The organism is Rhizobacter koreensis (genome assembly GCF_013366375.1).
GTDB classification, from domain to species: Bacteria; Pseudomonadota; Gammaproteobacteria; order Burkholderiales; family Burkholderiaceae_C; genus Schlegelella_A; species Schlegelella_A koreensis.
In genome coordinates, this window is the sequence record NZ_JABWMJ010000007.1 from 289332 (window position 1) to 304381 (window position 15050).

Consider the following 15050-nt stretch of genomic DNA (forward strand, 5'->3'; position numbering starts at 1 on the left):
GTGGGGGGTCTCCGGCGGCCCGCTCCGGCAGGGTCGTCGCGCGTCGCGACCGCCGTGCCCGTTCACGCTCGCCTGGAGGGGGCCGCGTGTGGATGGGTCCGGATCCGGCGAGCGGCACTTGCGCCGCGCCGGCACCATGCAGGCCTGCCCGCCCCCGAACCGCCCGTGAACATCGCCAGCCTGATCCGCCTCCTCGCGCTCGCCGCCATCTGGGGCGCGTCGTTCCTCTTCATGCGGATCGCCGCGCCCGCGCTCGGGCCGGTGCTGCTGGCCGAGCTGCGTGCCGGTGTCGCCGCGCTGTTCCTCGCGGCGGTTGCGTTCGCGCTCAGGCGACCGCTCGACCTCCGCCGGCACTGGAAGCACTACCTGGTGCTCGGCGCGCTCAACTCGGCGCTGCCGTTCCTGTTGTTCAGCTACGCGGCGCAGACCCTCTCGGCGTCGCTGCTCTCGATCGTCAACGCGACCGCGCCGATCTGGTCGGCGCTCGTCGGCGCGTTGTGGCTGCGCCGATCGCTGTCGGGCGCGGCGGCCGCGGGGCTCGCGCTCGGAGTGGTCGGCGTCGCGGTGCTGGTCGGCTTCGACCCCGCAACGCTGCAGCCCGGCGCGGCGGCGGCGATCGCCGCCGGCCTCGGCGCCGCGTTCTTCTACGGCATCGCGACCCACTACGCGCGCTCGGCACCGGCGATCGAGCCGCTGGCCAACGCGCACGGCAGCATGTGGGCGGCCACGCTGCTGATCGCGCCGACGCTGCCCGCATTCGCGCACCCGGTGGTGCCGAGCCTGCCGGTGGCGCTCGCGGTGCTCGGCATCGGCGTCGTCTGCAGCGGCGTCGCCTACCTGCTGTACTTCCGCCTCATCGCCGACATCGGCGCCGCCCCGGCGCTCACGGTGACGTTCCTGATCCCGGTCTTCGGCGTGCTCTGGGGCCACCTCGTGCTCGGCGAGCCGGTCGGCTGGAGCACGCTGATCGGCGGCGCCATCGTCGTCGGCGGCACCGCGCTCGTCACCGGATTCGGCTCGCCGGGCGGCTTGTGGCGGCGCCGCGAAGCCGGCTAGGCTTGGCGACCGTGGCGAGGCCGCTGCCGCGCTCCCGCCCGCGCCGGCGCGGCGTCGCCGGCGCGCCGCCATCCACCTCGAAAGGCCTTCCATGCCCCTGCCCTCCGACCTCATCTCGCACCAGGTCCGCCTCGCTGCCCGCCCGGTCGGCCTGCCGACCGACGACGTCTGGCGATACACCGACGAGCCGGTCGGCGCGCCCGACGAGGGCGGCCTGGTGGTGCGCGTCGAGGCGCTCTCGCTCGACCCCGCGATGCGCGGCTGGATGAACGAGGGCAAGTCGTACATCGCACCGGTCGGCATCGGCGACGTCATGCGCGCCGGCGCCGTCGGCCGCGTGCTGGCGTCGCGCCACCCCGGCTTCGCCGAAGGCGACTGGGTTGCCGGCGCGCTCGGCGTGCAGACCGTCGCCCGCCTCGACGCCAGGACGCTCGCGAGTGCCGGCATGCACCGCATCGACCCGAGCCTCGGCACGCCGGCGCAGTGGCTGAACGTGCTCGGCATGCCGGGCATGACCGCGTACTTCGGCCTCAAGGAAGTCGGCCAGCCGCGCGCCGGGGAGACGCTGGTCGTGAGCGGCGCGGCCGGCGCGGTCGGGCAGACCGTCGGCCAGCTCGGCCGAATCCTCGGTCTGCGCGTCGTCGGCATCGCGGGCGGCGAGGCGAAGTGCCGCTTCGTCGTCGACGAGCTCGGCTTCGACGCCTGCGTCGACTACAAGGGCGGCGCGCTCAAGGAGGACCTGCGCGCGCACTGCCCGCAGGGCATCGACATCTACTTCGACAACGTCGGCGGCGACGTCCTCGACACCGTGCTGACGCGCCTCGCGCGCAAGGCCCGCGTCGTGATCTGCGGCGCGATCAGCCAGTACAACGCCACCTCGGCAGTCGCCGGCCCGAAGAACTACCTGTCGCTGCTGGTCAATCGCGCGCGCATGGAAGGCATGGTCGTGTTCGACTACGCCGACCGCTACGGCGAAGCCGTCGCCGAGCTCGCCGGCTACCTGAAGGACGGCCGCCTGCGCTCGCGCGAGGACGTCGTTCGCGGCAGCGTGCGCGACTTCCCGCGCACGCTGCTCAAGCTGTTCAGCGGCGAAAACCTCGGCAAGCTCGTCCTCGAGCTCGACGGCGCCGCAGCCTGAGGGAGCGGCGCGACCGAGCGTCGACGCCCGGGGGGCCGTCGCGACGACGCCGACGCGGCCGCGGCCGGGCGGCGGTGCAAGCCGTTAGCGCGAGGCGCCGGCCGGCGCGCAGCCTGCGGCGGCGGGTCCCGCAGCACCGGCACGCGACGCGGCCTCGAGCTCGTCCCTGAACGCGCGCAGCTCGCGCTTGCCGACCGGCGCGCCGCGCGCCGGCACCGCGAGCTCGAAGTTCGACCACATCAGGTGGTCGATCGCCGCGGTCCAGCCGGCCAGGCTGCCGCCCGACGCGCAGTCGGCGAGCGGGCTGCGGTCCGTGAACAACGCGCCGACCGCGACGACGCGCAGGTCGGGGAACAGGACCACGCTGTCGGCACCGGTGCGGCCGCTGCCGACGTGCTCGATCTCGAGCTGCAGCTCGTCGACGTAGAGCTGGTAGTCGGTGTCGTACGTCACCACCGCCGGTGGCGTGGCACCTGGCGCGATCTCGCCGAGGAAGGCCAGCGCGCGCCGCTGCACCAGCACCGGAACGCCGGCGGCGACGAAGCTCGCCGCATTGGCGCCGACGCCCGGCCCGGCGGCGGTCAGCACGACGCCGCGGATCGTGATGTCGGGCCGCCCGGTGAGGCGCCGGAGCTCGGTGAGCAGCGTGGGATGCGAGGCGGCGCGTGCCGGATCGACGACGACCGCGCCGCGCGTCCCGACGCGGACCAGCGCGCCGCCGTCGGCAACCCCGACGCGGTAGAGGCCGGGCCTGACCGCCTCGGCGCGCAGCGTCCCGGCGGCAAGAGCGGTTGCAGCCGTCTGAGGTGTCGGAGCCGCGCACCCGGCGAGCGCTGCCGCCAGCACGGCGGATGCGCCGGCGCGGCGCGCCAACGCGCGCGCCGACGCCGCGGGCGCGGGGACGAGGAAGGACAGCGACGCGGGGAGAGGCATGCGTGAAGGCGCGAGCTGGCCACGCGAAAGGAACGGGCTGCGGAGTCGAGCGCCGGGCCGGCTCCGGCGCGGGCGCAGTATCGCCGCCGCGCCGCGCCACCGTCGCCCGCGGCCGGCCGTGCTCGGGGCCATCGAGCCCATCGGGGAACGCCGCGGCCACGCTGGCCGCGGCAGGCGGGCGGCGTGGCGCCGCCCGCTAAGGTCACGCCGTCTCGGCAGCCTTGCGACGGCGCGCCGCGACGCCGGCGACGCCGAGCGCCATGAAGAGCAGCGCCGCGGTGCCCGGCTCGGGGACCGCGAACACGTTCGCCCACGCCAGGTACTGCATCGTGCGGGCCTGCGCCTCGGTGATGCCGAGATCGCGCGCGACCTGCTCGTAGCCGAGCGTGCGCGGGTCGATGCCGGTGAGCGTGCCGAAGATCGTGAGCGCCTCGAGGTAGCTGCCGAACATGCTGGCGTGGTAGCTGTCGCTCGCCCACAGGTTGACCTTGCCGGGGTCGATGCCGTTGTACGGGTTGCTGTCGGCGAACATGGCGCGGATCGCCAGGTCCCAGGCGCTGCCGACCTGGATCACGCTGTCGATCTCGGGGTTGGCGGCGGCCGCGGCCATGTAGCCGGCACGCACGTCGCGCGACATCGCGAAGATGTCCTGCCCGAACCAGGCGCCGTTCGCCGGATAGGTCTGGTCGGCGCGCGACCAGGTGGCCATCAGGTTGATCTGCACATTCGGATTGCGCGCCTCGAACAGGTCGACCAGGAGGCCCGTGTACTGGATCAGCTGCGCCGGGTTGCCGGGCGCGCTGGCGTTCAGCGTGCTGAACGTGTGCATCACGACGTTGTCCCACGGCCGGTCGATGACGGTGCGACGGTTGTTGTAGTGCCAGTCGAGACCGATGCCGGGCTGCGTCTCGAGATACACGTTGTAGTTGAGCCCGGCCTGCGACGTGAACGCCTTGAAGAGCGCCGGGATCCCGCCGATCGTGGTGCCGCCGTTGAGGTCGGTGACGGTGTTCGGGCGGTACGTCTGCACCGCCGAGCCCTGCCCGAACGTGAAGCTGTTGCCGATGAAGAGGATGGTGCCGGGGTTCGGCGTCACCGGCGCGGCGACCGCGGCGCCTGTGAACGAGCCGAGAACCGCCAGGGCCGCGGCGGCCGCGAGCGCGGTCCCGCGTGCACGCAGTGAGCAGGAAGCAGTCAAAGGAGTCTCCTTGTTGGTGTGGTGACGGCCCCGCGACGTTGCGACAGGGGGCGGCGCGCCACTCATGGGCGGCGCGGCGCCTATGGCAGACACCGTGCCATCGACTCGCGAGTACCTGTCAGATCAACAACTTAGCTGCGCGGGGGTGACGAACTGCCCAGCACCGCGAACCACTCTGTAAATCTTCTCGACACCCGGCGGGCGCGCGGTGCGGCACGCGCGGCACCGCGCGCGATGCGATCGCAGCTGCGGCCGTCGAGCGCGCACGCGAGCCTGGCGCCGGACCGCGCCGGAGGGTGACCGCGCCGGCTCGGGGGCACCCGCGCTTCGATGCAGACCCGCAGCCTCAGCGCAACCCTTCCCACCAGCGCCGGTTCTCGCGCGGTCGGCCGAGGGTCAGCACCTCGCCGATCTCGGGCGTCGCGAGCGCGATGCCCTTGCGCTCGGCGAGCGCGGCGACGCGCTCGAGCGGCTCGCGCCAGCCGTGGAAGGCGAGATCGAACGTGCTGTTGTGAACCAGGAAGAGCGTGCGCGCGCCGAGCTCCTCGAACGCCTGCACGGTTTCCTCGGGCGTCATGTGCACGCTCGGCCAGCCGGCGTCGTAGGCGCCGTTCTCCATGAGCGCGAGGTCGATGCGGCCGAGTCGCGTGCCGATCTCGCGAAAGCCGGGGAAGTAGCCGGTGTCGCCGCTGTAGAAGATGCGCTCGGCGCCGCTCGCGAGCGACCACGCGGCCCAGAGCGTGCGGTTGCGGTCCCACAGCGTGCGCCCCGAGAAATGCTGCGCCGGCGCAGCGGTGACGACGACGCCCGCCCACTCGCGCTGCTGCCACCAGTCGAGCTCCTCGATGCGGTCGGCCGGCACGCCCCACTCCCGAAGGCGTGCGCCGACGCCGAGCGGCACGAAGTAGCGCTGCACGCGGTCGCGCAGCGCCTCGATGGTGCCGGCGTCGAGATGGTCGTAGTGGTCGTGCGAGAGCACCAGGCCTTCGATGCGCGGCACCTCGGCGAGCGCGAGCGGCGGCGCGTGGAAACGCTTGGGTCCCGCGAACGAGACCGGCGATGCGCGCTCGCCGAACACCGGATCGATGAGCCAGTAGCGGCCCTGCAGCTTGAGCAGGTGCGACGAGTGGCCGAGCCGCACGATGTGGTTGGCCGCCGGGTCGAGTGCGTCGAGGGCGGCACGGTCCAGCCGGCGCACCGGGATCGGATCGACCGGCACGGTGCCGACCTTCGTCTCGAACAGGAACCGCGTCCAGTTGCGCCAGCCCGAGAGAGCCGGCTTCGCGTCGGGGTTGGGCGGGTTGCGGAAGCCGCACTCGTCGGACGCGAACTGCGGCGACGACTTAAACCGCGCCTCGCATGCGTCGGCGCCGACGCCGGTGGCGCAGGCGCTCGAAAGCAGGATCGCGACGCAGCTGAGGACTCGTCTCATGGCACCCCTCGAAGGCGCGCCAGCATAGCGGCTGTGCAACGGCGCAACTCGGCGGACGACCCCGCCTGCAGACTCGGCGCGCGCCTCGACCGGCTTCGGCGCGCCGACGCTCCCCGGCGCGAGATGCCGGGCGCTGCCGTGTTCCGGCACGGCAGCGCGGCGCGCGCGACTACGACGCGTAAAAGAGATAGTCCGCCGTGTACGGCACGCGCTCGCTCGCGCCGTGCGCCGCGCCGTCGCAGGCTCGCTGCGGCGCGACGCCGCCCGTGGTGTTGACGCGCTGGACGTGACTCACGCGTGAGAAGCGACCGGCGCCGCCGACCGAGCGCGTCGAGAGCAGCAGCCAGGGAATGGCGGCGCCCTGCGGCGCGTCGGCGCGCGCCTCGACGGTCCCGACGATGCGGCTGCCGTCGAAGGCCTCCCACGTCGGCCCGCCGCCGTGACGTCCGGCGGCGGCGCCGCGGGCATCGAGCAGCTCCGCCTCGGGCGCCACGAGAACCCAGCGCCCGCCGGCTGCCGCGCCGGCTTCGGGGCGGCACTCGTAGATCTGCACGCCCCGCGCCACGACCCGCTCGATCAGCGTCGATGCCCCCCGCGGCGCGAGGGCCTGCGGCACGCCCGCCGTGGCCGGCGCCTGCGCGACCTGCTGAACGGCGAGTGCACCGATCCGGCGCCCCATGTCGAGCCCCACCTCGACCGAGGTGCGGTAGTGGATGCCCTCCCAGATCCGCGCGTGCGCCACCTCGCGGGTGAAGGCGTCGACGCTGGCCCAGCGACGCGTGGCGCCGCCCGCGGTGGGGCTGCTGGTCGCGAGCTCCGGCATCGGCTGGCCGCCCGCCTCGGCCTTCAGGAGCTCGCCGAGCGCACCCGCCAGGATGCTGTGCGCGCTCGGGTACTCCGGATGCGTCGGGTTGTCGATCAGCGGCACCCAGCCATGCTCGACGTCGGTCGCGGGGCTGCCGTCGCGGTCGCCGTTGCGGATCGCCGTCACCGGGCGCCAGAACCCGTAGTGGTACTTGGCGTCGAGCACCGCGATCAGCGCGTCGTCCATGGCCTGACTCGCCGCTGCAAAGAGGCGCGCGTTCTGCGCCACGCTGCGGCCCGGCGCCGCGGCGACCGAGCGCAGCACCGCGTGGTAGATCGGCGGCAGCGAGTACTCCCAGAAGCGGGCAATCTCGTTCTGCTCGGGGGTGCGTTCGCGGCTCGCCTTGCTGCCGAGCGCCTTGACCTCGTTGTAGTCGCGCGCCCACGTCGCACTGTCCAGCGCTGGCGGCGGGCCCGGCCGGAACTGCGCGCCATCGCGCATCAGCCAGAGCTTGCGTTGCGGCCACTGCGGCGCCGCCACACCGGTGGTGGGCACGTACGCGCCCGGCGCGGCGTGTGGCCGGTAACGATCGGCCGCGTTCGCGCCGTCGTCGGAGCGCCAGGCCAGCACGCGCGCAGCGGCCTGTTCGCCGGCGGCGATGCCGGCCGATCGGGCGGTGCCGTCGGCGAGCCTGCCGATCGCCGTGTCGTACGCACCCGCGATCGCGGCAGCCTGCTGCGGCAGCAGCTTGACGAGGCTCGCGCGGTTGGCAGCGGCGACTGCCGCCGCGCTCGCGACGGCGTCGCCCGGGTGCTGCAATTCGGCGGCATTCACCGCCTCGTGGACGGCGGTCTGCACGATCGCCATCACGCGGTTCGCGGGTGGCGTTCCGATCTTCGCCTGCACGATCCAGTCGCCGGCGAGCATGTTCCAGTCGGTCACGACGTCGGCACGCGCGGGGGCGGCAACGGCGAGCAGCACGGCGACGCCGACGCAGGTGGCGGAGGTTCGAATGAGATGCTTCATGGTGAGGTCCTCGGTCGATGGGAAGGGTTGGTGGCCCGGCGTCTAGCGCCGCGTGACGACGATCTCGAGGTAGTCGCTCGGGATCACGACGTCGCCGCCGCCCGCGCGGTTGAAGCGCGCCATCAGGCCGACCAGGTCCTCGGCGAGCGCGCGCTGGCCGTCCTCGTCCAGCGTCGCGAACGCCTTCAGGATCGGCCCGTAGTAGCCGCGGAAGACGTCCAGCATGTGCTCGGGCGAGCGGTAGCGGAACGTGAACGCGCGCGTGCGGGTCTCGACATGCGACGCGTCGGCGCCGAACAGCTCGTCGATGCGCGCGCGCGTGCCCCAGAGCGCCGGCGAGCCGATGCCCGGCGGCGGCGCGACGTGCCGGCCGAGCGTCTTGAAGAGCTGTCCGATGTAGCCGTCGGGCGTCCAGTTCGCCATCGCGATCGTGCCGCCCGGGCGGCATACACGCAGCATCTCGGCGGCGACGCGAGGCGGGTTCGGCGCGAACATGCAGCCGAAGGTCGAGAGCACGGCATCGAAGCTGGCGTCGTCGAACGGCAGCGCCTCCACGTCGGCCTCGAGGAAGTCGACGCCGTGCAGCCGCTCGGCCGCCGCGCGCTCGCGGCCACGCTCGAGCAGCGCCGGCACGTAGTCGGTCGACGTGACCTCGCACCAGCGGCGCGCGGCCGCGAGGGTGGCGTTGCCGTTGCCGGCGGCGACGTCGAGCACGCGCTGCCCGGCGCGCAGGTCGGCGGCCTCGCACAGCGTCTCTCCGACGATCTGCAGCGTGGTGCCGACGACGGCGTAGTCGCCGGAAGCCCAGGCGGCTTTCTGGCGCGCCTTGACGGCGGCGAAGTCGGGTGCGCCGGGTGCGGTGGCGGCAACGGTGGCGGACAATGCGTTCATGAGGGCTCCAAGGGCACGTGAGGGATGGCGTGACCCGCTGTGCGGGGCGCTGGCGGCCGGCGGTGCCGATGCGCGAGGGCCGTTGCACCGCACTGTTCGGCCGGCGCGTGGAAGCGCCCGTGGTGCCGGGCGTGGAAATCGGCGTGGAAATTCGACCGCCGGTGCGTGATCCGGCAGCGACGCCGCGCACCGGCCCGCCATCGCCCGGCGCGCTGGCGCTGCGGCTGCTCGGGCCGCTGACCCTCCGTCGCGACGGCGTCGCGCTCGCGCTTCCCGCCTCCCGCAAGGTGCGCGCGCTGCTCGCCTACCTCGCGATGGCCAACCGGCCGGTCACGCGCAGCCACCTCTGCGAGCTGCTGTGGGACCTGCCGAGCGATCCCCGCGGCGAGCTGCGCTGGTGTCTCAGCAAGTTGCGGGGCGTGCTCGACGAGCCGGACCGGCCGCGCGTCGTCGCCAGCGGTGACAGCGTCGGCCTTGACCTCGCCGGCTGCCTCGTCGATGCCCGGGAGGTCACGGCGGCCATGCAGCAGGGAATCGCCGCGTTACCCGCCGCGCGACTGCAGGATTTGGCGACCCTGTGTTCCGGCAGCGACTTTCTCGAGGGCCTCGACCTGCCGCGCAGCCCTGCCTTCGCGGGCTGGCGGGTCGCCGAACGGCGGCGGCTGCGCGCCGCCCACGCCGCGCTGCTGGAGCACTGGGCCAAGGCGCTGCCGCCCGCAAGCGACGCGGCGCTCGCGGCGGTCGAGCAGTGGCTCGCGATCGCACCGTTCGACCGCCGTGCGCACGAGCAGCTGCTCGATGCGCTCGCCGCGCGCGGCCGCTTGCGCGAAGGGGACGAGCACCTCTCGTCGACCGCGCGCCGCTACGAGCTCGAGGGCCAGGACTGGGCGCCGATCGGTCACGCGTGGCGCGCCGCCAAGCTGCGCCACGGCCGCGGCGCGGGCGCGGTGCCCACGTCGCGCTTCGAAGCGCCGGCGCCGCCGCTGCCGGTCGACACGCTCGCGACCACGGCACGGCCGCTCGCCGCCGACGCCACCCGGCGCGCATCGCTCGCGGTGATGCCGTTCGCGGATCGCAGCCCGGGCGCGGCGCTGCGCGGCGGCCTCGGCGACGGCCTCGCGCACGACGTGATCGCGCGCCTGGCCAAGCTGCGCAGCATGTTCGTCATCGCCGAGGGAACGATGTTCGCGCTCGCCGAGCGCCACGTCGGCGCCGAGGATGCGGGGCGCCGGCTCGACGTCGACTACATCGCCAGCGGCTCGCTGCGGCGCGGACCCGACGCGCACGTGCGGGTCACGGTCCAGCTGATGGAGACGCGGCTGGCGCGGGTGCTGTGGGCCGACGAGTTCTCGGTGCGCCTCGACGACACGTTCAGGGTTCTCGACGAGATCGGCGACCGCATCGTCTCGTCGATCGCGAGCCAGATCGAGGTGGCCGAACGCAACCGCGCGATCCTGAAACCCCCCAACTCGCTCGACGCCTGGGAGGCACACCATCGCGGGCTCTGGCACATGGTGCGTTTCCATCGCGAGGACAACGAGCAGGCGCGCCATTTCTTCCGGACCGCGCTCCGCCTCGACCCGACCTTCTCGCGACCGTACGCGGGCCTCTCGTTCACCCATTTCCAGGACGCGTTCCTGGGCTGGGGCGAGCGCGACGACGCGGTCGAGCGCGCGTACGCGAGCGCCTGCGACGGCTTGATGGCCGACGAGCGCGATCCGGCGTCGCACTGGGCGCTCGGGCGCGCGCTCTGGTTGCGCGGCCACCAGGACGACGCCCTCGGCGAGCTGCAGAGCGCCGTCGAGCTCAGCCCGAATTTCGCGCTCGGCCACTACACCCTCGGCTGGGTTCACGCGCAGTCGGGCGACGCCGCAACGGCCATCGCGCAGACCGACCACTCGCGGGCGCTGAGCCCGTTCGACCCGATGCTGTTCGGCATGCTGGCCACGCGTGCGCTCGCCCTGCTGCGCCTCGGCCGTTACGAGGAGGCCGCGGATTGGGGCGTGCGCTCGGCGTCGCGGCCCAACGCCCACGTCCACATCCAGGCGATCGCGATGCTGTGCCTCGCGCTCGCCGGCCGCATCGACGACGCACGGGCGTTCGCGGCGACGATCCAGCGCGCGCGTCCCGGCTATGGTGTCGAGGACCTCCTCTCGGCCTTTCGGCTGAGCCCCGATGCCCGCGCGCTGGTGCGCAAAGCCACGCGCGCTCTCGACGTCTGAAACATGCCTGCCAACGCCCCTCCGTTTCGACTCGGCGATCTGCGCACGTCGGGGCTGTCGTCGCTGATCGACGCCGACGGCAGCGCGACGCTCCGCATCGAGCGCATCGAGGTGAGCGACCTCGCCCTTCAAACACCGCTCGGCCCGGTCAACGCGGCGAGCGCCGTGCTCTCGGACGTGACCGCCCGGCTCGGACCCGCGCGCGGCGACGCCGGCCTCGTCGATCGCATCGTGGGGGCCCGCATCGGCAGCTTGCAGCTGCGCGGCGCCAGCCTCGGACCCGTCGCGTGGCCCGCAGGCGGCGCGCCGAGCGCCCCGGTGCGCCGGCACTGGCGCTTCGAGCCGCTGGCCACGCTCGACGGCGCCGTGCACGCCGACATCAAGGACGCGGCATGGATCTTCGATGCGCACGTCACGATCCCGATCGCTCACGGGCGCGTCGACTTCAACCGCGCAACCGTCGAGCACATCGGGCCCGATTCGTCGATGGGCATCAGCCGGATGGGCATCTACGTCGACGCGCCCAATGGCCGCAACTACCTCTACCTGCTGTCGGCGACCCGAGTGCCCGGCGCCAACTTCGAGCGGCGCGGCGCGCTGCTGTCGTCGTGGTCGAGCGACCGCGGCTCGATCGACCTGCAGCCGTTCGCCGAGTGCTTCCTCTCCGGCGTGTCGATCGGCGCGCCCGCGCGCGGCAGCGCCGAGATGATCGCTCGCACGCGCATGCGCGCCGAGCTGAGGCTCGGCGATGGCGTCATCGGCGACGAGCGGGCCCGCGCGGTACTCACCGGGCGCGAGCGCGGCAGGAACCGCATCGAGCTGTCATCGTCGCCGTCGGGGCCCCAGCTCGTCGTTCGCGTCCTCGAACTCGCGGCCGCCGAGACGCACCTGGCGCTGTTCGGAATGCCGGTCTCGAGCGGGACGCTCGCCGGCACGCTGAGCGCGCAGATCACCGGCTCGCCCGGCGCGTCGAACGTCGTGGCAAACATCGGGGAGCTGACGCTGAACGACATCGTCTGTGGCGATCCCGCGGCCGTGGCAGCGAGCCGCCGCGACTAAGGGCGCGGCTTTCGCCCCGCGTCAGGCGCTCGCTCACGAGTCGGCCGGTCACTCCTCGTCCGCCACCTTGTACTGGCTGGTCAGCTGCTGCTGCAGGCTCGGGGGCACCGGCTCGTAGTGCGAGAAGTCGATCATGTAGCGGCCCTGGCCGCTGGTCAGCGCGTTGAGGCGGCTCTGGTAGCCGAGCAGCTCCGACATCGGCGCCTGCCCGCGCACCGTCATCGTGCCGATGCTGCCGTTGCTGGTGCCGCTCACCATGCCGCGGCGCGCCGCGAGGTCGCCGGTGATGTCGCCGAGCGCCGACTCGGGCGCGGTGATCTCGACCTGCACGATCGGCTCGAGGACGATCGGCCGCGCGGCGCGCAGCGCGGCGAGCAGCGCCTTGCGGCCCGCGGTGACGAACGCGACCTCCTTGCTGTCGACGCTGTGCGCCTTGCCGTCGTAGACGACCACGCGCACGTCGACCACCGGGTTGCCCGAGATCGCGCCGCTCGCCAGGCCCTCGCGCACGCCCTTCTCGACCGCGGGAATGAACGGCCCCGGGATCGTGCCGCCCTTGACCGCGTCGACGAACTCGAAGCCGGCCCCGCGCGGCAGCGGCTCGACGCGCAGGTAGACCTCGCCGAACTGCCCGGCGCCGCCGCTCTGCTTCTTGTGCCGGTGGTGGCCCTCGGCCGGCGCCGTGATCGTCTCGCGCAGCGGAACCCGGGGCGGGCGCGTGGTCACCTCGAAGCGATGCACCTCGCGCAGGCGCTCGAGCAGGACCCTGAGGTGCAGCTCGCCGAGGCCGTAGACCAGCGTCTCGTTGGTGCCGGCGGCCCGTTCGAGGCGCAGGCACGGGTCCTCGTCGACCAGCTTGCTGAGGATTTCCCACATGCGCTGCTCGTCGCCGTGGCGGCGCGGCTCGATCGCGAGGCCGTACGCCGGCTTCGGGAACGGCAGCGGCGCGAGGTGGATGTGATCGTCCTCGGCGGCGTCGTGCAGCACCGCGTCGAAGCGGATCTCGTCGATCTTGGCGACGGCGACGATGTCGCCGGGCACCGCCCGCGGCACCTCGACGTGTTCCTTGCCCTGCAGCATGAAGAGGTGTGCCGCCCGAAAGGGCTTGCGGCCCTCGCCGACGTAGAGAAGGCTGTCCTTCGTGACGGTGCCCTGGTGGACCCGGAACACGCCCAGACGCCCGACGAACGGGTCGATCGTGAGCTTGAACACGTGGGCGAGCACGTGGCGGTCGGGGTCGGGCAGCGCCTGCAGCGGCTCGGCGGCATCGCCCTCGCCGCGCAGGAACTCGGGCGGGTTGGCCTCGCCCGGGTGCGGCAGGAGCTTGACCACCACGTCGAGCAGCTCGGCGATGCCGGCGCCGCTGCGCGCCGACACGAAGCACACCGGGATCAGATGCCCCTCGCGCATCGCCTGCTCGAGCGGCGCGTGCAGCTCGGAGGCGTCGACGTCGCCGTCGTTGAGGTAGCGCTCGATGAACTCGGGGTCGACCTCGACCACCTGCTCGACGAGCGCCCGGTGCGCCGCGTCGACGCTGCCGAAGTCGCTGTGCCCGCTGCGGTTGTGGAAGCAGTCGACGACGCGCGAACCGCCGGCGTCGGGCAGGTTGAGCGGCAGGCACTCCTTGCCGAACGCGGCCTGGATCTGCGCCAGCAGGCCCGGCAGGTCGACCCCCGGAACGTCGATGCGGTTGACGACGATCAGGCGGTCGCGGCCGCGCGCGGCCGCGTGCTCCATCATCCGCACGCTCATCGGCTCGATGCCGGCCGCCGCGTTGATCACCACCGCGACCGTCTCGACCGCTTCCAGCGCCGGCAGGCTCTGGCCCAGGAAGTCGGGCGCACCCGGCGTGTCGACGAGGTGGATGCGCGTGCCGGCGTGCGTGCAATGCAGGACGCTCGAGCTCAGCGAATGCTGCATGCGCCGCTCGAGCGGATCGAAGTCGCTGACCGTGCTGCCGCGCTCGACGGAGCCGGGCGCGACGATCGCGCCGGCGCCGGCGAGCAGCGCCTCGGCCAGACAGGTCTTCCCGGAGGCCGCCGCGCCGACGAGCGCGAGCGTACGGATCGACTCGACGCCGCCGGCGGCGTCTCGGCTGGGACTGGGCATGCTGTCTCCTCCGTCCTTGCCCGAAGGCCTGCCGAGGCGCGCGGGCTCGGCCGATTATGTGATCGTGGGCGGCCCGCGGCGACTGCGATCGCGACTGCCGGCGCCGACGCACGCGGCCGCGGGGCGTAGTAGCCTCGCGCGGCCTCCAGCCCGTGGAAAGCCGCCATGCCGCCTCGCCTGACCTCGCACGACTTCGACCAGGAACTGCTGATCCTCTTCGACGCCTACGTTCACAACCAGATCGACCGGCGCGGCTTCCTCGAGAAGGCGCAACGCTTCGCCAAGGCGGGCGTGACCGCGGCCGGGCTGCTGGCTGCGTTGAGCCCGAACTTCGCGGCCGGTCAGCAGGTGAAACCGGATGACGCGCGCCTCACGACCGAACGGCCGAGCGTCGCCTCGCCACGCGGCACCGGCACGATCCGCGGCTATCTCGCGCGGCCCGCGTCGGCCGGGACGACCCGGCTTCCGTCGGTGCTGGTGATCCACGAGAACCGCGGCCTCAACCCGCACATCGAGGACATCGCGCGCCGCCTCGCGCTCGACGGCTTCATGGCATTCGCGCCCGACGCGCTGACGCCGCTCGGCGGCTATCCCGGCGACGAGGACAAGGCGCGCGAAGCGTTCGCGACGCTCGACCAGGCCAGAACCCGCGAAGACTTCCTTGCCGCCGCCACGTGGCTGCGCGCGCGGCCCGACGGCAACGGCAAGCTCGGTGCGGTGGGCTTCTGCTACGGCGGCGGCGTCGTGCACGGGCTGGCGACGCGCCTGCCGGACCTCGACGCCGCGGTGCCGTTCTACGGCAACACGCCGCCGCCGGACCAGGCCGCGAGCGTGAAGGCGCCGCTTCTGGTGCACCTCGCGGCGGTCGACGAGCGCATCAACGCGGCGTGGCCCGCCTACGAGAAGGCGCTGAAGGCCGCCGGCGCGGACGTGGAGGTGCACCAGTATCCGGGCACCCAGCACGGCTTCAACAACGACACCACGCCGCGCTACGACGCGGCCGCGGCGCGCCTGGCGTGGGACCGCACGCTGGCGTTCTTCAGACGCCATCTGGTCTGACCGTGCGGCCCGGCCCGTGAACTGATCGGCCCGCGAGCGCCATGGGGTCGATGCGGGTCGCGCGGGCAGCACGCCTGGCGGCGTGGTCGCTGCGAAGTCGGCGACGCGAGCTTTCGCCGGCG

11 protein-coding genes are annotated in these 15050 nt (G+C 73.3%); 5 read left to right on the forward strand and 6 right to left on the reverse strand.

Annotation, left to right across the window (positions count from 1 at the left end):
- The first annotated feature begins 165 nt into the window (after positions 1-165).
- On the forward strand, positions 166-1056 hold the full coding sequence (locus HQN59_RS16335; protein ID WP_342451226.1) for a DMT family transporter: 891 nt from the start codon (positions 166-168) through the stop codon (positions 1054-1056).
- 91 nt (positions 1057-1147) lie between these two features.
- Complete coding sequence (locus tag HQN59_RS16340) at positions 1148-2194, forward strand: NADP-dependent oxidoreductase (RefSeq protein WP_176070180.1); 1047 nt, start codon at positions 1148-1150, stop codon at positions 2192-2194.
- Positions 2195-2278: 84 nt separating this feature from the next.
- Here HQN59_RS16340 and HQN59_RS16345 read toward each other — a convergent pair whose 3' ends face one another.
- The 5 genes from HQN59_RS16345 to HQN59_RS16365 form a co-directional block, all read right to left on the reverse strand.
- Complete coding sequence (locus HQN59_RS16345; RefSeq protein WP_176070181.1) at positions 2279-3127, reverse strand: MBL fold metallo-hydrolase; 849 nt, start codon at positions 3125-3127, stop codon at positions 2279-2281.
- A gap of 202 nt (positions 3128-3329) precedes the next feature.
- Positions 3330-4325 (reverse strand): PEP-CTERM sorting domain-containing protein, encoded by a 996-nt coding sequence (locus HQN59_RS16350; RefSeq protein WP_217704169.1) that lies wholly within the window; start codon positions 4323-4325, stop codon positions 3330-3332.
- 346 nt (positions 4326-4671) lie between these two features.
- Positions 4672-5757 carry an MBL fold metallo-hydrolase gene (locus HQN59_RS16355; RefSeq protein WP_176070183.1) on the reverse strand — a complete coding sequence of 362 codons (1086 nt, stop codon included), beginning with the start codon at positions 5755-5757 and terminating at the stop codon, positions 4672-4674.
- A gap of 169 nt (positions 5758-5926) precedes the next feature.
- Positions 5927-7588, reverse strand: a complete 1662-nt coding sequence (locus tag HQN59_RS16360; protein ID WP_176070184.1) for a DUF3455 domain-containing protein — start codon at positions 7586-7588, stop codon at positions 5927-5929.
- Positions 7589-7630: 42 nt separating this feature from the next.
- Positions 7631-8470 (reverse strand): class I SAM-dependent methyltransferase, encoded by an 840-nt coding sequence (locus tag HQN59_RS16365; protein ID WP_425342737.1) that lies wholly within the window; start codon positions 8468-8470, stop codon positions 7631-7633.
- Between the two features lie 152 nt (positions 8471-8622).
- On the opposite strand from HQN59_RS16365, the gene HQN59_RS16370 reads away from it, so the two are divergent.
- Positions 8623-10701 carry a transcriptional regulator gene (locus HQN59_RS16370; RefSeq protein ID WP_342451227.1) on the forward strand — a complete coding sequence of 693 codons (2079 nt, stop codon included), beginning with the start codon at positions 8623-8625 and terminating at the stop codon, positions 10699-10701.
- A 3-nt stretch (positions 10702-10704) separates the two neighbouring features.
- A complete protein-coding gene (locus tag HQN59_RS16375; protein ID WP_176070186.1) occupies positions 10705-11760 on the forward strand; it encodes a hypothetical protein in 1056 nt (351 codons plus the stop codon).
- A gap of 48 nt (positions 11761-11808) precedes the next feature.
- On the opposite strand, the gene fusA is transcribed toward HQN59_RS16375, so the two are convergent.
- Positions 11809-13869, reverse strand: coding sequence for an elongation factor G (gene fusA / locus HQN59_RS16380; protein WP_176070187.1), 2061 nt, complete (start codon positions 13867-13869; stop codon positions 11809-11811).
- Positions 13870-14034: 165 nt separating this feature from the next.
- On the opposite strand from fusA, the gene HQN59_RS16385 reads away from it, so the two are divergent.
- Entirely contained in the window at positions 14035-14928 is an 894-nt protein-coding gene (locus HQN59_RS16385; RefSeq protein ID WP_176070188.1) for a dienelactone hydrolase family protein, read from the forward strand.
- The last annotated feature ends 122 nt before the right edge of the window (positions 14929-15050 follow it).

Coding starts and splice junctions, on each gene's coding strand:
- HQN59_RS16340 (WP_176070180.1), top strand. CDS start 1,148: ATGCCCCTGCCCTCCGACCTCATCTCGCACCAGGTCCGCCTCGCTGCC.
- HQN59_RS16345 (WP_176070181.1), bottom strand. CDS start 3,127: ATGCCTCTCCCCGCGTCGCTGTCCTTCCTCGTCCCCGCGCCCGCGGCG.
- HQN59_RS16355 (WP_176070183.1), bottom strand. CDS start 5,757: ATGAGACGAGTCCTCAGCTGCGTCGCGATCCTGCTTTCGAGCGCCTGC.
- HQN59_RS16360 (WP_176070184.1), bottom strand. CDS start 7,588: ATGAAGCATCTCATTCGAACCTCCGCCACCTGCGTCGGCGTCGCCGTG.
- HQN59_RS16375 (WP_176070186.1), top strand. CDS start 10,705: ATGCCTGCCAACGCCCCTCCGTTTCGACTCGGCGATCTGCGCACGTCG.
- fusA (WP_176070187.1), bottom strand. CDS start 13,869: ATGCCCAGTCCCAGCCGAGACGCCGCCGGCGGCGTCGAGTCGATCCGT.
- HQN59_RS16385 (WP_176070188.1), top strand. CDS start 14,035: ATGCCGCCTCGCCTGACCTCGCACGACTTCGACCAGGAACTGCTGATC.